Raw genomic sequence first — 21138 nt, 5'->3', positions numbered from 1 at the left:
ATGTAGATATGTAACTTTTAAAACTATGTATTAAAAAAGCCATAAGAATATTCTTATGGCTTTTATTTAAAAAATTTAATTATAAATAAATTTTATTTTAGAGAGCTTAAACTACTTTTTATTGTTTCTATTTTAGCAACAGTATCTGCTTCTTTTTTACGCTCTAACTCTAACACTTTTTCTGGTGCATTAGACACAAAACGCTCATTAGAAAGCTTCTTTGAAATACCAAATAAGAAACCTTCTGCTCTTTTAAGTTCGCCTTCTAGTTTTTTAATTTCTGCTTCTACATCTATATTTTCAATAGAAATTGGTACAAAGTATTCATTAGATTTTACTCTAAATGAAGCGCCTTCTACTTTTTCTACAACGTAGTTTATAACAGATGTATTTGTTAATTTCTGAATAACAGCATCAAATTCTTTTGTGCTTTTATCATTATCAATTACAAATAACTCAACTGCATCTTTAAAAGAAATATTTTTATCTTTTCTGATAGTTCTTAATCCTGATACGACTCCGGTTGCAAATTCAAAATCTTCAATAATCTTTGCATCGAAATCTTTAATTACCGGGTATTTTGCAATAATTAATGCTTCTTCTGGCGTTCTATCTGCAATGTATTGCCAAATATCTTCCGATAAAAATGGCATAAACGGATGCAATACCTTTAAGTTATTTTCTAAAACTTCTATAATAGCATCAAAGGTAGTTTTGTCTATTGGTTGTTGATATGCTGGCTTTACAATCTCTAATAACCATGAAGAAAAATCATCATTAATTAGTTTATAAATTGCCATTAAAGCATCAGACAAACGGTATTTAGAGAAATGGTCTTCAATTTCTGCCAACGTTTTTTGAAACTTAGCTTCGTACCATTCTAAACCAATTTTAGAAGTTTCTGGTTGTGGTAAACTTGCGTCTACTTCCCAACCTTTTATCAAACGAAAAGCATTCCAAATTTTATTTGCAAATCCTTTTCCTTGCTGACATAAATCTTCCTCAAACATTAAATCGTTTCCGGCAGCAGAACTTAATAAAAGTCCAACTCGTACTCCATCTGCTCCATAATCTTCAATTAACTTTAAAGCATCCGGAGAGTTCCCTAAAGATTTAGACATTTTACGTCTTTGTTTATCTCTAACTAATCCTGTTAAATAAACATTATTAAAAGGCTTTTCGTCTTTATATTCATAACCAGCAACAATCATTCTTGCTACCCAGAAAAATAAAATATCTGGTCCGGTAACTAAATCGTTTGTTGGGTAATAGTATTTAATTTCTTCGTTTTCTGGATTTCTAATTCCGTCGAAAACAGACATTGGCCATAACCAAGAAGAAAACCAAGTATCTAGTGCATCTTCATCTTGTCGAAGGTCTTCAATTTTAAATGAAGCATCAACTACGTTCTTAGAAATAGCTAATTTATATGCCTCTTCCCTATTTTCAGCAACTACAAAGTCCTCTTTTCCGTCTCCGTAGAAATACGCAGGAATTTGTTGTCCCCACCAAAGTTGACGAGAAATATTCCAATCACGCACATTTTCCATCCAATGACGGTAGGTGTTTTCAAATTTCTTTGGATATAAATTGATTTCTGCATCTTCACCCAAAACTGCATCAATTGCAGGTTGTGCTAAATCTTTCATCTTTAAAAACCATTGATCGGATAATCTTGGTTCTATAACGGCTTTTGTTCTTTCTGATGTTCCTACTTTATTTGTATGAACTTCAGTCTTCACTAAAATACCTTTTTCTTCTAATTCTTTAGCAATTTCTTTTCTTACTACAAAACGGTCTTTCCCTTGATAATGTAATCCGAAAGAATTTAAAGAAGCATCATCATTAAAAATATCAATTACTTCTAATTTGTGCTTGTCTCCTAAATTCTTATCATTCTCATCGTGTGCAGGCGTAACTTTTAAACAACCTGTACCAAATTCTAAATCTACATATTCATCCTCTATAATAGGAATTACTCTATTAGATAAAGGTACAATTGCTTTCTTCCCTTTTAAATGCGTAAAACGTTCATCATTTGGGTTGATACAAATTGCCGTATCTCCAAAAATTGTTTCTGGTCTTGTTGTCGCTATTGTTAAAGTATCCTCAGATCCTTCAATTTTATATTTTAAGTAATACAAGTTTCCTTGTCTTTCTTCGTGAATTACTTCTTCATCAGAAAGTGTTGTTTTAGCTTCCGGATCCCAGTTTACCATTCTATAACCTCTGTAAATTAAACCTTTGTTGTATAAATCAACAAAAACTTTAATTACAGATTCAGACATTTCTGGATCCATTGTAAAAGCAGTTCTTTCCCAATCGCAAGAAGCACCAAGTTTCTTTAATTGTTCTAGTATTTTCCCTCCATATTCGTCTTTCCAATCAAAAGCATGTTGTAAGAATTCTTCACGAGTTAAATCGTTTTTAGTAATTCCTTGCTCTTTTAATTTAGCAACAACCTTTGCTTCCGTTGCAATAGATGCATGATCTGTTCCAGGAACCCAACACGCGTTTTTACCTAATAAACGAGCTCGTCTAATTAATACATCTTGTATTGTATTATTTAACATATGTCCCATATGTAATACTCCCGTTACGTTTGGCGGCGGAATTACAATTGTATAAGGCTCTCTTTCATCTGGCGTAGAATGAAAATAGTTGTTTTTCATCCAGTAGTCGTACCATTTATCTTCTACTTGGCTTGCATCATATTTAGATGGAATTGTCATACTTTGGTATTGTTTTTGTAATATAGTTTACAAAAGTACAATTATCTATTTTGTAGAGAAAATTAGTAGTTAATTTTTTAAAACAAATTATAAACCTTAATTTTACATCGTAAAATATTAGTTATGAAAGCATTCGGAACATTATTAGCAGTATTCTTTATTTCTTTTTCAATGAATTCTCAAGAATTTAAATTTGAAAAGGAGTCAATTAATTACGGTAAAATTAATAAAGGTTCTAATGGAGAAAGAATTTTTATTTTTACAAACATTGGTGATGCTCCTTTAATTATAAAAAACATACAATCTTCTTGTGGTTGTACAGTGCCTAAAAAACCAGAACAACCAATTATGCCTGGTGAAAAAGGAGAAATTAAAGTTTCTTATGACACGAAAAGAGCCGGTGGTTTTTCTAAACAAATAACCATTCTCTCAAATGCAAAAACAAAAAGAAAAATTTTAAAAATTAGAGGTTATGTAGAAAACGGTGTTATTCTAGAGAAACCAAAAAGTATGCTTTCAGATAGTTAAATTCTTTTTTCTAATCTAAATTGAAAATTAATTTCTCGTCCGTTTCTTTCTATTCTAATTTGTATTTTCTTATTTTCTCTTTCTTGTAATTTATTTACAATATCATTTAAAGTATAGCTGTAAACTGGTTTTCTATTTATAGCCAGCACAATATCACCAGCTTTTAAACCTGCTTTTTCTGCAACAGAATTTTTTACAACAGCATTAATTTTATACGTTGGCTTAAAATTATATGAAAAATTAGTAATAAAAGAAATGGTATTATTGTTTTCTAGTCTATTGTTATATGCATCTTTAGACATTTTTTTTGTTTCTTCTTTAACCAACTGCTTTCCTGTATAAACAATATCTAAACCACTCATATTGTAATTAAATCCGGTTTTAAAAGAGCCACTCTTCTTTAGCATTAGTTGTCTATTTGGGTAATCTAACCAAACCTTAAACCTTTTTAAAATATTACCACCAATACTACCATTTCTATTTTTTAGTTTTCTTGCATTATGAGAAGAAAGTGAATCTAAGAAGGATACTGTTGGTTCTTCAATTTCAAAATTCCCAATTTTTAATTTTGGAATTCTACTTCTATTGCCATAAATAGTACCACTTAAGCCTTCACCTAAAATATCATTAAAAAATTTTTGGGGAGTTTTTATTTCTGTTTTAGAATTTTCGAAAAGCCAAATAGCATCACTTCCACCAGAATCTAACAACACTTTTACTTCTGTTAATTTATTACCAATGGTATCTAGTTGTATTTTAACATTTATAAATGGTTTTTTTCTATAAAACTGAATGGGTAAAACTTCGCATTTTCTACATTTTTTATAAGTATAACTTTTAGGATTGTAGAAATCTATTTTTTTTGTTTTGTAGTTAATTTTAACAATAAAATTTTTTAGTAAATTATAGCCAATAATACCATTAATGGTTGTGCCCATTTTACTAGACAAATCGAAAAAATCTTTAAGAATTACATAAATAGACTCATTATAACCAATTAATCCTTTTATATTAATTTTATTTTTTTCTGATAAAATTGCTACTACAGGTTCTCCGCCACCAAGACCTTTTAAGTTTACTTTTTTCGGGTTTAAAAGACCAAGACTATCATTTTTAGAAAGATTAAAAATAATTGTTTTATTAACACCCGTGTCTAAAATAAAAGAAAGTTGTTGCCCATTTATTTCTAAAGGGATAACAATTAAATTATTTATCAACCTAAAAGATACTCTTTGTTTTGTTTGTGATTTTATCTTAAAACGGAATCCATTTTGACAGTTACTGTTAAGTATTACAGTAAATAAAAATATTAGAAAGATTCTATTTTTTTTAAACAAGTGCGTTTTTTTATGTTATTTATAAAAATACAACAATTAAAATACTGAAACTTCTTATTTAATTAAAAAATAACCGCTAAACTTTTAAAAATATAATGCATCATATAGAATATATTTTGCAAATTTGCATAGATTAATTTTTCAAAAAAACATTATGCCATCAATATCTAAAAAAGGAATACAAATGCCAGAGTCGCCAATTAGAAAATTGGTGCCTTATGCAGAAGATGCGAAAAAAAGAGGAGTTAAAGTGTTTCACTTAAATATTGGGCAACCAGATATTAAAACACCTCAAGTAGCTTTAGATGCTGTAAAAAACAATACTATAGAAACACTTTCTTATGCTCGTTCAGAAGGTTCTGAAGAATACAGAACTAAATTAGCGAAGTATTATGTAAAAAACAACATACCTGTTACTGCTAATAATATTATTGCAACAACTGGTGGTTCTGAAGCTTTATTGTTTACAATTGGTAGTATTACAGATCCGGGTGATGAAATTATAATTCCAGAACCATTTTATGCAAATTACAATGGTTTTTCTACTGCTTCTGGTGTAACTGTTGTTCCTGTAATTTCTAAAATTGAAGATAACTTTGCGTTACCTAAAATAGAAGATTTTGAAAAACTAATTACATCAAAAACAAAAGCAATTTTAATTTGTAACCCAGGAAACCCAACAGGTTATTTATATTCTGAAGAAGAAATTGAAAAATTAAAAAAGATTGTTTTAAAACACGATTTATTTTTAATTGCAGATGAAGTTTATAGAGAATTTACTTACGACGGATTAAAACATACTTCTGTACTTTCTTTAGAAGGCTTAGATAATAATGCAATTGTTATAGATTCTGTTTCTAAACGTTACAGTATGTGTGGCGCAAGAATTGGTTGTATTGTTTCTAAAAATGAAGAGTTTATTAAAACGGCTATAAAGTTTGCACAAGCAAGACTAAGCCCGCCAACATATGCTTTAATTGCAAGTGAAGCTGCATTAGATACACCACAATCTTATTTCGATGATGTTATAGAGGAATATGTAGAAAGAAGAAATACATTAATTACTGAATTACAAAAAATTGATGGAGTAAAGGTTGCAAATCCTAAAGGAGCTTTTTATTGTGTTGCAGAATTACCAATTAAAAATTCTGATCATTTTGCGCAATGGCTTTTAGAAGATTTTAACTTAAATAATGAAACTTTAATGGTGGCTCCTGCTAGCGGATTCTATTCTACACCAGGTGAAGGTAAAAAACAAATTAGAATGGCATATGTTTTAAATAAAACGGACTTAAAACGTTCTGTAGAAATTTTAGCGGCAGCTTTAAAACAATACCCAAACTAGTTGAATTTACAACAAAACATATCTTTAAAAAATTATAACACGTTTGGCATTTCTGTAAATGCCAAACGCTTTATATCTGTTACTTCTGTTTATGAGTTGCAACAGCTTTTAAAAACAGAAAAAGATTTATTTTTATTGTCTGGCGGAAGTAATATGTTACTTACAAAAGATATTAAAAAACTTGTTGTACATATAGATATTAAAGGAATTTCTATAGACAGAGAAGATAATAATGATGTTTATCTAACTGTAAATGCTGGAGAGAATTGGCACGAATTTGTTTTGTGGTGTATTTCTAATAATTATGGCGGAATAGAGAATTTATCTCTAATTCCTGGTAATGTTGGCACTTGTCCTATTCAGAATATTGGTGCTTATGGTGTAGAGGTTAAAGATACCATTACTAAAGTTGAAGCTTTAGAAATTAAAACAGGCAAATTACACCTATTTCCAAATGAAGTTTGTGAATTTGGTTATAGAAATTCAATTTTTAAAAATGCTGAAAAAGGTAAATATATTATTACATCAGTAAGTTTTCTTCTTACAAGAAAAAACCATCAATTAAATACTTCTTACGGAGCAATAGAAACTGAGTTAACTTCTAAAAACATAACAAAACCAAGTTTAAAAGATGTTTCTGATGCTGTTATTGCCATTAGAAAATCTAAATTACCAGATCCTAAAGAAATTGGGAATAGTGGTAGCTTTTTTAAAAATCCTGTTATTTCTAAAAATCAATTTTTAGAACTTCAGAAAGAAAACCCAAACATGCCTAATTACCCTGTTTCAGAAACAGAAGTAAAAGTTCCTGCAGGTTGGTTAGTAGAACAAAGTGGTTTTAAAGGAAAACGTTTTGGTGATGCTGGTATTCATGAAAAACAAGCCTTAGTTTTAGTTAATTACGGCAACGCTTCTGGTTTAGAAATTCATCAATTAGCACAAAAAATACAAGAGACTGTTTCTAAGAATTTCGGTATTTCTTTAGAAATTGAAGTAAATGTAATTTAATAAAAAAGCCCCATCAATTTCTTGATGAGACTTCAACTCAAACTCAAACTCAAACTCAAACTCAATTTACTTTTACTCTTTTTTTAATGTTTTAATATCTGCAATTAATTGTTTTACGGCATTTTTGTTTAAACCATTATAAATACCTCTTATGTGTTTATTTTTATCAACTAATACAAAATTTTCTGTGTGTAAAAAGTCGTCAATACCTTTTGGTTCTCCTAAGTCTTCCTCTACAAAATAAGATTGTCTTCCTAAATTGTAAATTTCTTTTTTATTACCAGTTACCAAATGCCAATTATTACCAATATTTTTATCTAAAGCATATTTTTTAAGTTGGGGTACAGAATCTATACTTGGCGTTACAGAATGTGAAAGCAATAAAACAGCAGCATCATTTATAAATTCTTGCTGAATAATATCCATATTTTTAGTCATCATTGGGCAAATTCCAGGACACGTTGTAAAGAAAAAATCTGTTACATAAATTTTATCTTCAAATGTTTTTTGAGTGATATTTTCTCCATTTTGATCTGTAAAACTAAAATCTGGAATTTTATGAAACGACTTTAACTCTTCACTTTTAGCGTTTACCCATTTAGGAGTAAAAGAGGCTTCATTATAATAAGGCAAAGCATCTACTCTACTTAAAACTACTTCTTTCTCTGTGTTTTTACAACTGATTGTGGTTACTATAATCAATAATAATAAAAAACTACTTACTCTTTTCTTCAACTTTTTCATCTTTTAATTGGTAACATAAATTTGCTCTTTGTAAGCCAAAAGTTCTTCCGTTTTTAGCTTCATAATTAATATAAATTTTTCCGTTTTGCAACCAAGCTTGTTGCAAACCATTTTCTTTTCCGTCTGTTAAATTTTTCTGTTTGGCTAATTGCCCGTTTATAAACCATGTTTTTTGAATTCCATGTTTTTTTCCGTTTACATAATTAGATTCTAAATAAATATTTCCATTTTTAAAATAATTCAACTTTAAACCATCCAATTTATTTTGAACATAATTTGCTTCACTTTTTATAGTTCCATCATTAAAATATTTATACCTTTTACCCTGTCTTTTTCCATTAAAAAAACCTGTTTTTTCAGATAAAACTTCATTTTCATTATAAGTAACAGCATAGCCACTAAAAGGTTGGTCTTTATAAAACCATTGTCCTTTTAAAGGATTCAATTTTACTTGCTCTTTAGGTATCAAAATGTTTACAATCTCTTTAGTATTTATAATAGATATGTTTTTGGTAGTTTGATTTTTACAACTACCAAAAACACATATAAACACTAAAAATAAATATTTATCTAATTGCATTAGGTGTTCCTTTATATGGACCAGGAAAAACAAGATATCTTCCTGTAGTTGTATATAATTCGTTAATAATATGGTAATGATATTCTGCTATTGTTGTATGTTGTGTTGTACTTGTATGACCGCCAGAAGTATCTAAATCTGTTGGATATGTTCCTGTTGAGTTACATTTTCTTCCATAGATAAAAAACCCATCAGAAATAATACCATTTAATTTATCATCATCATCAGAAAAAGCTAAAGGCTCTAAATGATAATGGTAATCTGAAGGACCAATATGTGCACCTGAATAATCTAAACTACCAGCTGCAGCATCTAAAGCTCCGTTTCCTTCTTGATCATTATAAAGATAAGCACCACTTACAGCAATACCAATTGCGCCTAATTCTGTTGCTGTTGTAGAACTCGCTAAATTAGCATTTTGAGAGACCGTTAAAGTGCTTGAATTATCTCTCCCAGAAGTATCAATTCTAGTTGGTGTCATTTGAGCTTCACTTGTAACTGTTGGTGCTATATATAATGGGTGACTTTCACTCCAATAAGGAGTTGTGTGGTTTGGTAAACCTGTAGTTTCTATTACTACATTAGATCCTGAAAGATAAATTGTTGTTTCGTTTTCATCAAAATCTGCAAAGGCATTATGTAATGTACCTGTTGTTTCTTCTTGTTCTTCTTCTCCTACAACTTCATCATCTGAGCTACAAGAAACGATTCCTGTAAAAAGTATTGCTAAAAGTACTGTGATTTTAATAAATTGATTTTTCATTTTTTAATGGTTTTTTAGTGTTTTATATTTAGATGCTTAATTAAAACAAAACTTGCGTTTTATTTTAATTAATTGTGTTTAGGCACTCTTTGTCCTTGTCTTTGCTGAACATTTCCCAATTCTTCTTTGGTTAAAAAGCCATCTTTATTTTTATCTATACGATCAAAGTTTTCACTTAGAGGTCCTTTTGCTTCGGCTTTACTTACTTTACTATCCTTATTAGTATCCATCATTTTTAAGACTTCGTCAAAACTAGGTTTCCCTCCTTGTTGTTGATCTCTTGATGATCCTTTACGTTCTTGCTTAGCAACTTCCCCCATTAAACATCTACTTACATAAGGAAATTCATTTGTTACCAAATACATATATTTTCCGTTAATTGTAATTCCATTACATTCATCTAAATCGCCTGAATTTGCTACATATTCGAAGTCAGCTCCAAAAGTTCCATCATGATGCCCACCAACAGAAATATCTATCGTTTCTTTTGGGTTTGTATAAGCACAATCTTCTCCTTCTCTTGTGCCGTCTAATAATTTAAAACTTGGTTTATATTTTCCGCTTTTAGAATAATACATAGGAAAACCATCGTGTGCAAAACCTACATGTACCAAGTCTTCTCCATTGTCATATTTTTCGATAACTGCAGTTGGTGTTCCATGATAATGATACGCTCCTGTTGGTTGTACATGTGCATAATTAGAATCTAAACCAAGATCTATAACATTTTGTAAAGCCTCTACTCTATAATTTTCTCCAGTTTCACAAACTACAACTTCTGCAGTTCCTGGTTCAAACTTAACACCATTTAAAGCAATTCCCGGTTCTCTAACCCAAGTAGATTCTCCTATATACTTTGGGTTTATTGGAAATGTATACGTTCTATTTTGTGCAGAAATTGTGTTTGGGTTTCCAGAATTTGGGAACTCGCCAGTTTTATGGTTTGGCAAAGCATTTGTAACCATTTTTCTTTCATTTCCTTTTACAGTAACAATTGTTTTTGTTCCATAAGTTTTATCCACTAAACGATACGAATCAAAATAATTGTTTTTTTCATGCACATTTGCTTCCACATTTTCATCATGACTGTGAGCGTGAGTCTCTTTATGTTTTTGACTTTTACAACTAACAAACAAACCGCTTACTAGTATTGCAATAAAATATTTCTTTATCATTTTTATAAGTTTATAAAAGTTTAGATGCTTTTTTTTTTGATAAAACTTGCGTTTAATATCTTGTGAGAAAAAAGCTTCGCAATTTCTTACGAAGCCTTCAATCAATCAACCAAACTCAAATTTTTAATTTATTAATCTAAATAATTTTCTACAGCAGTTTTTCTACTTGTAACATGACTTTTTAACTGGTTAACAGCAGCTTGAAATTCTGAACTATTATTTAAAAAAGTATAACCACTTATTTCTGAAGTTGCATGTTCTTCAATTAATGCAGCGTACGTGCTGTATAAGTTTTGAATAGTAGTTTCATTAAATGCTCCCTCAATTACTTCTTTTACATACGCATTGTATTTTTCTTTATAAACTTCATCTTGATATAAATAACCTATTAATGGCCATTGTCCTGCATTTAATCCAGAGAAATCTAATGATAAAGAACCGCCTTGTTTGCCTTCTTGTAAAGCTTCATTATTATCCCAAGGAATCCAAGTTAATTTACTTGTTGTAGGATCATTGTACATAAAATAATTATGTGTCATTCTACCATATGTATCCCAGTTTTGTACTACAGTGTTTACAGCCAAATACTTTAAAAAGATATCTGTATTAAAAACAGCCTCTAAGCTTGTTCTCCAAGCTGCAGGATCTAATGTTCTTGTATCATCATGTAATATTGTTAAAAGACTTTGAACATCAGAAAAATCTGCTTCATCCTCATTATTTTTCTTCACATATTCATCTTCATTAAAAGTTCCGCTTGCAAAAGTTGCAGCATCTCCATCTGGTTTGTATAAATTTCCATCATCATCAGAAAATTGAGTATCTAAAACACTACCATCTACTTCTTCTACTAAAGTATACAAACCAAAATATTCTGGTCCATTTCCATGGTCTATATATAATGTATAAAAAGCAGTATGAGAAGCTACTAAACCAGCATTTCTAAATACATCTGTAGCCACTTTTTCTCTTAACATAGATTTGTCATCGTAATTATTTTTAAGGCTTAATTTTTTAATACCATAAAAACGTTGATTTTTTATTTGAGAATATTCATCCTCAAATTCATCAAAATCTAACTTAAATGATAATTTTAAAATTCCTGCTTGCCAACTAGATCGTAAACTAGAATTTCCTTTAAAACGTAAACCAACTCTATACCATTCTTTACCTTGGTAAAACACTTCTCCTGGTACAAAAACAGGATCTTCATCTAAATCACCAGAACTTTGTTCTCTTGGCCCACTAGAAGTACCTCCAAAAGTTCCATAAAGATTTGTCATATCATCTAACATAGTTTGCCAGCGTTCTTCTGTAATAACAAAATCTAACCTCTTTACTTTATTATCTTCAAAAACTTCATCAATATTTGCATCTACATCTTTACTGTGAGTTGCATCTGACCAATCTGTCGCTTCAAAATCAGTATCATCTACAACTACAACAATTTCTTCGTCCTCCTCTTCTTCTAAAACAGCATCAATAGCATCATCTTTGGAGCAAGAAAAAATAATTAATATAATAAATGTAGAAAATAATAGTTCTTTAAAATATTTCATAATTATTTATTTAATTGAGTTTAATAATTTCTAATTTCTTGGTCTTTGTTTTCTTTCTGGTTTTGGTGCGTTCTTTAGTTCTTCTTTAGAAATAAAACCATCACTATTTGCATCAATTTTAGAGAATTCTTTTGCTAAAGGTCCTTTTACCTCACTTTTAGATAATTTTCCATCTTTATTTGAATCCATTTGAGTAAAAAGGGCATCTATACTCATACGTTTGCCTCCTCTTTTTTGTTCAGGTTTTTCTGTTGTTTCAGAAGATGATTTACAAGAACTGATAACTGTTATTACTGCAAATAAAACTGCTACTAATATTTTTTTACGTTTCATAATTTATATTTTAAGTTTATAGAAGTTTAGATGCAACCTAATTTATAAACTTGTGCACGTTAACGTTACTTTAACAAAAAAGCCTTATTAACTAAATAATAAGGCTTTCTTAATTCTATAAAAAAAAATCTCATCAAGTTAATGATGAGATTTTATATTAAAATTTATAATTATCTTGGTGGAGGCATTCTTCTATCACCTTCCATATATTCTTCTCTAGCATCTCTTCTTGGTGGTCTTTTAACTCCTCCTCTAAGTGCTTCTTTTATAATACTATCAAAATTTTTAGTTTGTTCTTTTGTACATAGCACCCTTACTTTACTAAAAAATCTAAATAATTCCGCCTCTTTTTTCGCTTCTAAAACACCTATTACAGCTGTTATAGAATCTACATTAACATCTTTTTTAGTAAAAGAATTAAATAAAACATCTTTATTCTCTTTTATGCTTTCTTCAATATTCATCATAAAACCTCTATGAATTTTGTCTAAATTCTTAAATGTTTTTTTTTGAATATCTGAAAATTTTAATTGTTCTGTTAAAAAATTTCTTTGTTGATTATTTTGCCTTTTTTGATGAGGTTTTTGAATTAACATAAAAATTAAAAAACCATTTAAAATTACCAATAAGATTAATAGTATGGGAAGTAATTTTGTTTTCATAATATTTAATTTAAAATAGAATTATTAACAGATTGTAAAGAGTACTCTTTTGCAAAAGTTTCTATTGTAACTGTAGTATCTGTTTCTTTAACAGAATCGTAAGCATAAAAAATTACAGAAGTATTTAATAATAAAATTAAACCTAAAGCTGCTAATTGAAATTGTGGTGTAAACCAAGAAAAAACAGGGCTTCTAACGTCTTTTTCTGCTTGTATCTTCTGTAAAACTTTATGCTTAAAAAAGTGATTAACATCTACTTTTTCAATAGCTTCTAATACTTTAAAAGTATCTTCTACCTTGTTTTTAACATTTTCTTTATTTATCATTCTTACTTAATTCTTAAAAATAGTACTGTTTTTAATTAGATGCTATAAAAAGTAAATACTTGCAAAACTTTAACATTTTTTTTTAAAAAAAAACTTTAAAAATAAATTCTGTTTACTTACTAACACCTTTTTATGAGGTTTCGTTTTTATAAAAACGCTCTAATTTTTGTTGCAATCCTTTTTTTGCTCTAAACATTATAGATTCTACAGAAGACAAACTTTTGCCTGTAATTTCTACTATCTCTTGATAACTTTTACCATCAATTTTTGCCAAAGTAAAAATAACTCTTTGACTTTCTGGCAAAGTATTTATTGCTCTAAAAATAATTGCAGATTTCTCTTTATTCTCTAATAAAATTCCCGGGTGATTCACTTCTGTAAAATAACTCGTTTTGTCTATAGGAATCTCATTTCCCATAATCGTTTGCATAAAAGCAAAACGCTTTTTAGTATTCTTCTTTCTAATGAATTCTAAACACTTGTTTGTTGCTATCTTATAAATCCAAGTAGATAATTTAGAGTCTCCTTTAAATTTATGTATCGATTTAAAAACTTCTAAAAAAACTTCTTGCGCAACATCTTCTGCATCTTCTTTATTAGGGATAAAAGAAATACAGGTGCCAAAAACTTTCTGCTGATAATCGTCTAAAAGACGACTAAAAGCAGCTTCTTTACCAGCTTCTAAGTCCTTAATAAAATCTTGTTCGTTCAATGGTTTGTTTTCAAAAAAAGTAAACATACAAAAAAAAGACTGTCTTATTAAAACAGTCTTTTGTAAAAATATGTAATTATAAATTATTTTGTCATCGTTACAACACGCTGTGGTAAAGGTGCTTCAAAACCTGCATTACCAAGAGCTTCAACAATTTCTTGTCTAGTATCCCAATAAACATCCCAATAGTTTTCACAATTAGCATAAGGTAAAGCCAATAACTCAACACTATTTTGCCCTAAATTATTAACTGCAACTCTAGGTACATTTGTTCCTATTTGTAAAACATTTTTATCTTTTTTAAGAACATCTAATACAATCTCTTTTGCTTTTGCAATATCTGAACCATATCTAATTGCAAAAGGCATATCGATACGTAAATTTCCTATTTTAGTTAAATTCGTTATTTTATTCGAAGTTATTGCAGAGTTAGGTATAATTTCCGTTTCATTTTGAAATGTTTCTATAACTGTTACAAAAACAGATATTTCTTTTACAAAACCAAAAGCACCATTCGTTTTTATTAAATCACCAACTTTAAATGGTTTAAAAATAAGTAACATTATACCAGATGCAATATGCCCTAAAGAGCCATTAAATGCCGCTCCAATTGCTAAACCAACTCCTGCTAATAATGCTGCAAAAGAAGCCATAGGCAACCCAACAATTCCTGCAATAGAAATAACTAACAATAACTTTAAAATAAAACCAATTGTAGTTAAAAGAAAAGGCTGTAATGTTTCATCTAAATTAGTTTTCTCAAATGCTTTAGAAACTGCTTTCATAATCATTCTAATTATCCAAAGACCAATAATTAATGCTGCAATTGCTCCTATTAATTGAAGTCCCCAGTTTCCTAAACCAGAAGAAATAGATTTATAAAAGTTTTGTAAAGATTCTGTAATTGTATTCATTGTTTTGTTTTAAATAGTTCAAAATTTGGACACAAAAAAAAATATAAAGTCACGAAATGGAAATAAAACTTAGATGACTTTTTGGGTAACAATTAGAATTTGTATCTTTGCAATAGAATTTTTACTTATGAAACTATTACTTATTACTTTAGTATTATTAGGACTTGGTGTTGCAGGAATTGCAATTAAAATTTGGGCAAAAAAAGATGGTAAATTTGCAGGAACCTGTGCTAGCCAAAACCCAATGTTAAATAAAGATGGAGAATCTTGTGGTTTTTGTGGAAAAACACCAGAACAGTATGAAAACTGTGCGGAGCCACAACATAATTAATTCTTTCTATAAATGATAATATCTGTACTTTTCTACAGCTTTGTAGTTTTTGCAGCAATTCAAATTATTTATTACCTTTCTTTTGCCTCTTTTTTATTTATTGATAAAAAAGAAAAGAAAACTCATAAAGAAATTCCTGTTTCTGTTATAATTTGTGCAAAAAATGAGGCAAAAAATCTTCAAAAATTTTTACCTGCCGTACTAGATCAAAATTATTCAGATTTTGAAGTTGTTTTAATTAATGATGCTTCTTCTGATGAAAGTTCTGATATTATGGAAGCCTTCAAAGAGAAACATGCAAACATTAAAATAATTAATGTTGAAAATACTGAAGCTTTTTGGGGAAATAAAAAATATGCTCTTACTTTAGGTATTAAAGCTGCAAAAAACGAACATTTACTTTTTACAGATGCAGATTGTAAACCTGTAACTAAAAATTGGATTGCAGAAGTAACAAAAAACTTTACCTCAGAAAAAACAATAATTTTAGGCTATGGTAAATACAGAAAAACAAAAGGACTTGTAAATCTATTTGTGCGTTTCGAAACTTTATTAACAGCTATTCAATATTTTAATTATGCAAAATTAGGTTCTCCTTATATGGCAGTTGGTAGAAACCTTGCGTATGCAAAAAGTGAATTTTTTAATGTTAATGGTTTTATAAACCATATAAAAATAAAATCTGGTGATGATGATTTATTCATACAAGATGCTGCAAACAAAAAGAATACAACAATTTGTATTTCTGAAAATAGTTTTACAGAGTCTGAGGCACCAACTTCTTTAAATGAGTGGTTTCAGCAAAAAAGACGTCATATTTCTACTGCCAATTATTACAAAAAAAAGCATCAATTTTTCTTAGGATTATTCTTTATATCTAAAGTTCTCTTATTAATAACTACTGTTATTCTTTTTTTCTTTTATCCTTGGGAAATTATTTTACCTATCATTTTAGGTTATTATATGATTCAATACATAATTGTTGGTTTATCTGCAAAAAAATTAAAAGAACAACAGGTAGTTTATTTCCTTCCTTTTTTAGAAATTGGCTTATTATTGTTTCAATTTAGTATATTTATCACTAATTTGATTTCAAAACCTACGCATTGGAAATAAACCAAAAAAACATTGAAACATATATAATAAAAGCAAAAAGTGGAGATCAATCTGCTTTTCGTTTCTTATTAAATTTCTTTTGGGCAGACGTTTATAACTATCAATTAAAACGAACAAAAAGCGAGAACGACACAGAAGATATTACCATACAAACATTTTCTAAAGCTTTTGACAAAATAAATAGTTTCGATGAAAAGTATGTTTTTAAAACATGGCTAATTACCATTTCTAAAAATATTCATATCGATTTACTTCGTAAAAAAAATGCTTCTATCTTAACAGAAACATCTAAAGAACAAGAGGAAAAAGTATATTTAGTAGTAGACGAGAATCCTACACCAGAAGACAAGATTATTAGAGAACAGAATTTAGCTAAATTGTTAAGAGACATTAAACAATTAAAGCCTAAATACCAAGAAGTCATTCAATTAAGATATTTTCAAGAATTGAGTTACAAGGAAATTTCTGAGCAAATTAACGAACCAATGAACAATGTAAAAGTAAAACTTTTACGTGCTAGAAAATTATTAGCAGAAATTATTAAAAAATCTTAGTCTAAATAAATTATAACTTTTTTAATTCATAAAAAGTGCTTTAATTGCTCCATAAAAGTAATAATTTAAAAAAAGTTTTTACTTACTTTTTAAGTAAAAAAAACAGTTTAATTACTTCAGTTTATATCCTCTTTTTTTCATATTTTTCTTCGTAAATTTGCAATCTAATAAAGTTAGAAATGGCAATAGAAACTGTAGTACTTCCAGAAAGACCTAAAAAACCAAAATGGTTGCGTGTAAAATTACCTGTTGGTAAGAAATACACAGACCTTAGAGGTTTGGTAGATAAATATAAACTAAATACCATTTGTACAAGTGGTAGTTGCCCAAACATGGGAGAATGTTGGGGAGAAGGAACTGCAACATTTATGATTCTTGGAAACATATGTACGCGTTCTTGTGGTTTTTGTGGTGTAAAAACCGGTAGACCAGAAACTGTAGAATGGGACGAACCTGAAAAGGTGGCACGTTCTATAAAAATTATGAGCATTAAACATGCTGTAATAACATCTGTAGATAGAGATGATTTAAAAGATGGTGGTTCTATAATTTGGGCAGAAACTGTAGATGCAATTCGTAGAGCAAACCCAAAAACAACTTTAGAAACATTAATTCCAGATTTTCAAGGAAATACAAAGCAAATAGATAGAATTATAGCAGTACACCCAGAAGTAGTTTCTCATAATATGGAAACTGTTAGAAGGCTAACTCGTGAAGTTCGAATTCAAGCAAAATACGATAGAAGTTTAGGTGTTTTAAAATATCTAAAAGAAAACGGAATGAGAACTAAAACTGGTTTAATGCTTGGTTTAGGTGAAACTGAAGAAGAGGTAATACAAACAATGAAAGATTTACGTGCAGTAAATTGTGACGTAATTACAATTGGGCAGTATTTACAGCCTTCTAAAAAGCATTTACCTGTCAAAGAGTTCATAACGCCAGATCAATTTAAGAAATATGAAACCTTAGGTTTAGAAATGGGCTTTATGTATGTAGAAAGTGGTGCATTGGTAAGATCTTCTTATAAAGCACACAAACATGCTGTTTAGAAACATTTTAGGTTAAAAAAAATAAACATATAATTTCTTTAAAAGTTAAAAACACTAACGATTCTCTAATGAGAATCGTTTTTTTTGTTAAAAAAATAAAAAAAAATCAATTAATTGCTAAATACACAAATAATAACTCATTTTGGCACAGTACTTGCATTAGGTTAATTGAAAACAACGTAGTAAACTGTTTTCATTGTGTAAACTATTTGAATTAGTTGATTTAAAAAAACCATCTCTCTTGAGATGGTTTTTTTTGTTTTTATAATAGAATAAAATTGTCTTAACTTTTTAACTGAATTTCTTTAGCAACTTTTTCTACCTCGTCTAAAACACGTAATAAATTACCGTTCCAAAGTTGTTCAATTTGTTTTTCTGTATAACCTCTTTTAACCAACTCTGTAGTAACATTTAAAGTTTCAGAAGCATCATTCCAACCATCTACACCACCACCACCATCAAAATCTGAACTAATACCAACATGATCAATTCCTATTTTACTAATTAAATAATCTATATGATCTACATAGTCAGAAACATTAACAGGAGAAACTTCTGATGCTGTCATTTTAACCTTTGCCTCTTTAGACAATCTTCTATACATTGCTATAAATGCATCTCTTTTATCTGTATCTAATTTTCTAGCTTCTGCCCAAGTAAGCATTTCTTCTCCTTGTTCTAATGCTAATTCTTTTACTACTTTATTAAGTTGATCTTTATATGTTTTATCTTTTTCTGTATTTACATAAGAACTAAAAGCTACCGCTTGTACAACTCCACCGTTCTCTTTCATCCAACCTAATTGCTCATCATCTAAATTTCTACTATGGTTGCACAATGCTCTAGCAGAAGAATGGGAAGCAATTATAGGTGCTTTAGACAAAGCAATCATATCTTTCATCGATTTTTTAGAAGGATGAGAAACATCAATCATAATTCCCCATTTATTCATTTCTATAATAACCTCTTTCCCTAAATCACTTACACCATTATGTAACCAAATACTATCTTTTTCACCGGTATTAGAGTCACAAAACTGACTGTGCCCATTATGTGAAAGACTCATATATCTTGCTCCTAAATCGTAAAACTGCTTTACTCTAGAAATATCGGTTCCTAAAGGATATGCATTTTCTACACCAATCATAGCAACTTTTTTTCCAGACGCATAAATTTCTCTAGCTTCGGTAGAATTTACAGCCAAACCAATTCTTTCTGGTGCAATTTCTTTTGTTAGTTTATGAATTGCTTCAAACTTACTCATTGCATTTTTATAAGCTTTATCATAGCCCTCTTCTGTTAAATCTCCTTGGCCAGTGTAAACTATAAAAAAAGCTACATCTAAACCTCCTTCTTCCATATTAGGTAAATTTACTTGATTGCCTAATTTTTGTGTATAGTTAATAGAATCTGTAAAATTAGCTACATTAATGTCTACATGCGTATCTAGCGTCATAACACGTTTATGAATTTCTTTCGCTTTAGACATAATATCTTCTTTAGTTATTTCTTGTTTTGTTTCTTTACAAGCAATTACTAAGAAAAGAAAAAATAGGATTTTTAGGTATTTCATTTTTATTAAATAAGTTGGTTAATTCTTGCTAAAGATATGAATATAAATGAAAACACAAATGTTAAAAATTCAAAGTAATTACATTTTCACTTAATTAAAATCAATAAAAAATATGTAATACCTCTAAAAAAACAATAAATTAAATTAAAATAGCATTTTATTAAAAAAACCATAAAACAAAAAAAAGGCTTTCTATAGATAGAAAGCCTTTTTTTTTTAAGTATTATTTTTATTTAAATAGCACTTATAATATCATATTTTGTAATAATCTGGTGATTTCCGTTTTCTAAATCTACTAAAACAGCCTGATTCTCTTTATTTATCAATTTAGAAATATCTTCTAATTTTGCAGACAATTTAACAACAGGATATGGTTTACCCATAATATCTTTAATTGGCTTATCTCCAATATTTTTATCTGCTATAAAATTATGTAATAATACAGATTCATCAATAGAACCTACAAAACCATTTACATCTTTTACAGGGATTTGCGAAATTTTAAAATCGCGCATTCTCTCTATTGCATGCGAAACCAACTCTTCTGTTTGTGCAGCAACTAATGGGTTTTCTGAATGATTTTTAATTAAATCTGCAGCAGTTTTAATATCTTCTTCTAAGAAACCTCTATCACGCATCCAATCATCATTAAACATCTTACCCACATATCTACTACCATGATCGTGAAATAAAACAACCACAACATCTTCTTTTGTAAAATGTTCTTTTAACTGCAATAAACCTTTAATTGCAGAACCAGCAGAATTACCAACAAAAATACCTTCTTCTTTGGCAATTTTTCTTGTGTAAACAGCAGCATCTTTATCGGTTACTTTAGTAAAACCATCTATTAAAGAAAAATCTACATTTTTTGGTAAAATATCTTCTCCAATTCCTTCTGTTATATAAGGGTAAATTTCATTCTCGTCGAAAATACCAGTTTCATGATATTTCTTAAACACAGAACCATACGTATCTATTCCCCAAATTTTAATATTAGGGTTTTTCTCTTTCAAATATTTTGCGGTACCAGAAATTGTTCCTCCTGTACCTACTCCTACCACAAAATGAGTAACCTTACCTGCTGTTTGTTCCCAAATTTCTGGCCCTGTTTGTTCGTAATGCGTTAAAGCGTTACTAGGATTATCGTACTGATTTACATACCAAGAATTAGGCGTTTCTGCTCCTAAACGCTTAGAAACCGAATAATAAGATCTAGGATCTGTTGGCTCTACATTGGTAGGACACACAATTACTTCTGCACCAACTGCACGAAGAATGTCCATTTTTTCTTTAGATTGCTTGTCAGACATTACAAAAATACATTTGTAGCCTTTTATAATTGCAGCCAATGCCAATCCCATTCCTGTGTTTCCAGAAGTACCTTCTATAATAGTTCCTCCGGGTTTTAAACGGCCATCTGCTTCTGCATCTTCTACCATTTTTAAAGCCATTCTATCTTTAATAGAATTCCCTGGGTTAAAAGTTTCTACTTTTGCTAAAACCAAAGCATCTACCTCTTTTGTTACTGAGTTTAATTGAACCAATGGTGTATTACCAATAGTTTCTAATATATTTTTTGCGTATTTCATTTCGTTATTTTCTAGTGCAAAGATAAAATATTTTTTTTGGGCGTTACCTAAAGGTCGTGCTTTCATTACTCGCTTTTAACACTTTTTAAGAAGTGTTAAAGAGCTTAAACACACCATTCAATCACTAACGCAAATTGTCTGCTAGTTTTTAGCTTGCTAATAGTTTCTTTATTGGTTGCGTTAGCGATTGAAATGGCATCCTTTT

At 29.2% G+C, this 21138-nt stretch carries 21 protein-coding genes; 7 read left to right on the top strand and 14 right to left on the bottom strand.

Features of this window, described 5'->3' with window-relative positions:
• Window positions 1-92: 92 nt before the first annotated feature.
• Window positions 93-2732, bottom strand: coding sequence for a valine--tRNA ligase (locus SHK09_RS10100; RefSeq protein ID WP_319810651.1), 2640 nt, complete (start codon window positions 2730-2732; stop codon window positions 93-95).
• Window positions 2733-2855: 123 nt separating this feature from the next.
• Between SHK09_RS10100 and SHK09_RS10095 the strand changes: the two genes are divergently transcribed.
• The gene (locus SHK09_RS10095) at window positions 2856-3260 is read left to right on the top strand and encodes a DUF1573 domain-containing protein (RefSeq protein ID WP_319810650.1); all 405 of its coding nucleotides are present in this window, start codon (window positions 2856-2858) and stop codon (window positions 3258-3260) included.
• Here SHK09_RS10095 and SHK09_RS10090 read toward each other — a convergent pair.
• Complete coding sequence (locus SHK09_RS10090) at window positions 3257-4477, bottom strand: pepsin/retropepsin-like aspartic protease family protein (RefSeq protein WP_319810649.1); 1221 nt, start codon at window positions 4475-4477, stop codon at window positions 3257-3259. The genes SHK09_RS10095 and SHK09_RS10090 overlap by 4 nt on opposite strands.
• 274 nt (window positions 4478-4751) lie before the next feature.
• Between SHK09_RS10090 and SHK09_RS10085 the strand changes: the two genes are divergently transcribed.
• Both SHK09_RS10085 and murB read left to right on the top strand, forming a co-directional pair.
• On the top strand, window positions 4752-5942 hold the full coding sequence (locus SHK09_RS10085; RefSeq protein ID WP_319810648.1) for a pyridoxal phosphate-dependent aminotransferase: 1191 nt from the start codon (window positions 4752-4754) through the stop codon (window positions 5940-5942).
• On the top strand, window positions 5943-6950 hold the full coding sequence (gene murB / locus SHK09_RS10080; protein WP_319810647.1) for a UDP-N-acetylmuramate dehydrogenase: 1008 nt from the start codon (window positions 5943-5945) through the stop codon (window positions 6948-6950).
• A gap of 72 nt (window positions 6951-7022) precedes the next feature.
• On the opposite strand, the gene SHK09_RS10075 is transcribed toward murB, so the two are convergent.
• The 10 genes from SHK09_RS10075 to SHK09_RS10030 all read right to left on the bottom strand — a co-directional run bounded on the left by SHK09_RS10075 (window position 7023) and on the right by SHK09_RS10030 (window position 14718).
• On the bottom strand, window positions 7023-7694 hold the full coding sequence (locus SHK09_RS10075; RefSeq protein WP_319810646.1) for an SCO family protein: 672 nt from the start codon (window positions 7692-7694) through the stop codon (window positions 7023-7025).
• Window positions 7666-8274, bottom strand: a complete 609-nt coding sequence (locus tag SHK09_RS10070) for a hypothetical protein (RefSeq protein WP_319810645.1) — start codon at window positions 8272-8274, stop codon at window positions 7666-7668. The genes SHK09_RS10075 and SHK09_RS10070 overlap by 29 nt, the downstream gene beginning before the upstream one ends.
• Complete coding sequence (locus SHK09_RS10065; protein WP_319810644.1) at window positions 8261-9037, bottom strand: YHYH protein; 777 nt, start codon at window positions 9035-9037, stop codon at window positions 8261-8263. Before SHK09_RS10065 ends, SHK09_RS10070 begins: the two co-directional genes overlap by 14 nt.
• 68 nt (window positions 9038-9105) lie before the next feature.
• Window positions 9106-10212, bottom strand: a complete 1107-nt coding sequence (locus SHK09_RS10060) for a YHYH protein (RefSeq protein WP_319810643.1) — start codon at window positions 10210-10212, stop codon at window positions 9106-9108.
• A gap of 131 nt (window positions 10213-10343) precedes the next feature.
• Window positions 10344-11771: a CotH kinase family protein gene (locus tag SHK09_RS10055; protein ID WP_319810642.1), complete on the bottom strand. Its 1428-nt coding sequence runs from the start codon at window positions 11769-11771 to the stop codon at window positions 10344-10346.
• 30 nt (window positions 11772-11801) lie between these two features.
• Complete coding sequence (locus SHK09_RS10050; RefSeq protein WP_319810641.1) at window positions 11802-12104, bottom strand: EF-hand domain-containing protein; 303 nt, start codon at window positions 12102-12104, stop codon at window positions 11802-11804.
• A 170-nt stretch (window positions 12105-12274) separates the two neighbouring features.
• Window positions 12275-12766, bottom strand: coding sequence for a hypothetical protein (locus tag SHK09_RS10045; protein ID WP_319810640.1), 492 nt, complete (start codon window positions 12764-12766; stop codon window positions 12275-12277).
• 5 nt (window positions 12767-12771) lie between these two features.
• Entirely contained in the window at window positions 12772-13092 is a 321-nt protein-coding gene (locus tag SHK09_RS10040; protein WP_319810639.1) for a hypothetical protein, read from the bottom strand.
• Window positions 13093-13222: 130 nt separating this feature from the next.
• Window positions 13223-13804: an RNA polymerase sigma factor gene (locus tag SHK09_RS10035; RefSeq protein WP_319810638.1), complete on the bottom strand. Its 582-nt coding sequence runs from the start codon at window positions 13802-13804 to the stop codon at window positions 13223-13225.
• A gap of 83 nt (window positions 13805-13887) precedes the next feature.
• Complete coding sequence (locus SHK09_RS10030) at window positions 13888-14718, bottom strand: mechanosensitive ion channel family protein (protein WP_319810637.1); 831 nt, start codon at window positions 14716-14718, stop codon at window positions 13888-13890.
• 127 nt (window positions 14719-14845) lie between these two features.
• On the opposite strand from SHK09_RS10030, the gene SHK09_RS10025 reads away from it, so the two are divergent.
• The 4 genes from SHK09_RS10025 to lipA all read left to right on the top strand — a co-directional run bounded on the left by SHK09_RS10025 (window position 14846) and on the right by lipA (window position 17768).
• A complete protein-coding gene (locus SHK09_RS10025) occupies window positions 14846-15049 on the top strand; it encodes a membrane or secreted protein (RefSeq protein ID WP_319810636.1) in 204 nt (67 codons plus the stop codon).
• A gap of 12 nt (window positions 15050-15061) precedes the next feature.
• Window positions 15062-16165 carry a glycosyltransferase gene (locus tag SHK09_RS10020; RefSeq protein ID WP_319810635.1) on the top strand — a complete coding sequence of 368 codons (1104 nt, stop codon included), beginning with the start codon at window positions 15062-15064 and terminating at the stop codon, window positions 16163-16165.
• Window positions 16156-16719: an RNA polymerase sigma factor gene (locus tag SHK09_RS10015; protein ID WP_319810634.1), complete on the top strand. Its 564-nt coding sequence runs from the start codon at window positions 16156-16158 to the stop codon at window positions 16717-16719. Before SHK09_RS10020 ends, SHK09_RS10015 begins: the two co-directional genes overlap by 10 nt.
• Window positions 16720-16898: 179 nt before the next feature.
• On the top strand, window positions 16899-17768 hold the full coding sequence (gene lipA, locus SHK09_RS10010; RefSeq protein WP_319810633.1) for a lipoyl synthase: 870 nt from the start codon (window positions 16899-16901) through the stop codon (window positions 17766-17768).
• A gap of 283 nt (window positions 17769-18051) precedes the next feature.
• Here lipA and SHK09_RS10005 read toward each other — a convergent pair whose 3' ends face one another.
• Window positions 18052-19341 (bottom strand): dipeptidase, encoded by a 1290-nt coding sequence (locus SHK09_RS10005; RefSeq protein WP_319810632.1) that lies wholly within the window; start codon window positions 19339-19341, stop codon window positions 18052-18054.
• 233 nt (window positions 19342-19574) lie between these two features.
• Complete coding sequence (locus SHK09_RS10000) at window positions 19575-20933, bottom strand: pyridoxal-phosphate dependent enzyme (protein WP_319810631.1); 1359 nt, start codon at window positions 20931-20933, stop codon at window positions 19575-19577.
• Between the last annotated feature and the right edge of the window lie 205 nt (window positions 20934-21138).

Source organism: Polaribacter sp. PL03 (assembly GCF_033875165.1).
GTDB lineage: Bacteria > Bacteroidota > Bacteroidia > Flavobacteriales > Flavobacteriaceae > Polaribacter.
The sequence above is the reverse complement of the archived record's forward strand: the minus strand, read 5'-3'. Positions and strand labels throughout refer to the sequence as shown.

Coding starts and splice junctions, on each gene's coding strand:
- lipA (WP_319810633.1), top strand. CDS start 16,899: ATGGCAATAGAAACTGTAGTACTTCCAGAAAGACCTAAAAAACCAAAA.
- SHK09_RS10055 (WP_319810642.1), bottom strand. CDS start 11,771: ATGAAATATTTTAAAGAACTATTATTTTCTACATTTATTATATTAATT.
- SHK09_RS10020 (WP_319810635.1), top strand. CDS start 15,062: ATGATAATATCTGTACTTTTCTACAGCTTTGTAGTTTTTGCAGCAATT.
- SHK09_RS10030 (WP_319810637.1), bottom strand. CDS start 14,718: ATGAATACAATTACAGAATCTTTACAAAACTTTTATAAATCTATTTCT.
- SHK09_RS10070 (WP_319810645.1), bottom strand. CDS start 8,274: ATGCAATTAGATAAATATTTATTTTTAGTGTTTATATGTGTTTTTGGT.
- SHK09_RS10045 (WP_319810640.1), bottom strand. CDS start 12,766: ATGAAAACAAAATTACTTCCCATACTATTAATCTTATTGGTAATTTTA.
- SHK09_RS10040 (WP_319810639.1), bottom strand. CDS start 13,092: ATGATAAATAAAGAAAATGTTAAAAACAAGGTAGAAGATACTTTTAAA.
- SHK09_RS10060 (WP_319810643.1), bottom strand. CDS start 10,212: ATGATAAAGAAATATTTTATTGCAATACTAGTAAGCGGTTTGTTTGTT.
- SHK09_RS10050 (WP_319810641.1), bottom strand. CDS start 12,104: ATGAAACGTAAAAAAATATTAGTAGCAGTTTTATTTGCAGTAATAACA.
- SHK09_RS10000 (WP_319810631.1), bottom strand. CDS start 20,933: ATGAAATACGCAAAAAATATATTAGAAACTATTGGTAATACACCATTG.
- SHK09_RS10100 (WP_319810651.1), bottom strand. CDS start 2,732: ATGACAATTCCATCTAAATATGATGCAAGCCAAGTAGAAGATAAATGG.
- SHK09_RS10075 (WP_319810646.1), bottom strand. CDS start 7,694: ATGAAAAAGTTGAAGAAAAGAGTAAGTAGTTTTTTATTATTATTGATT.
- SHK09_RS10065 (WP_319810644.1), bottom strand. CDS start 9,037: ATGAAAAATCAATTTATTAAAATCACAGTACTTTTAGCAATACTTTTT.
- SHK09_RS10085 (WP_319810648.1), top strand. CDS start 4,752: ATGCCATCAATATCTAAAAAAGGAATACAAATGCCAGAGTCGCCAATT.
- SHK09_RS10005 (WP_319810632.1), bottom strand. CDS start 19,341: ATGAAATACCTAAAAATCCTATTTTTTCTTTTCTTAGTAATTGCTTGT.
- SHK09_RS10095 (WP_319810650.1), top strand. CDS start 2,856: ATGAAAGCATTCGGAACATTATTAGCAGTATTCTTTATTTCTTTTTCA.
- SHK09_RS10025 (WP_319810636.1), top strand. CDS start 14,846: ATGAAACTATTACTTATTACTTTAGTATTATTAGGACTTGGTGTTGCA.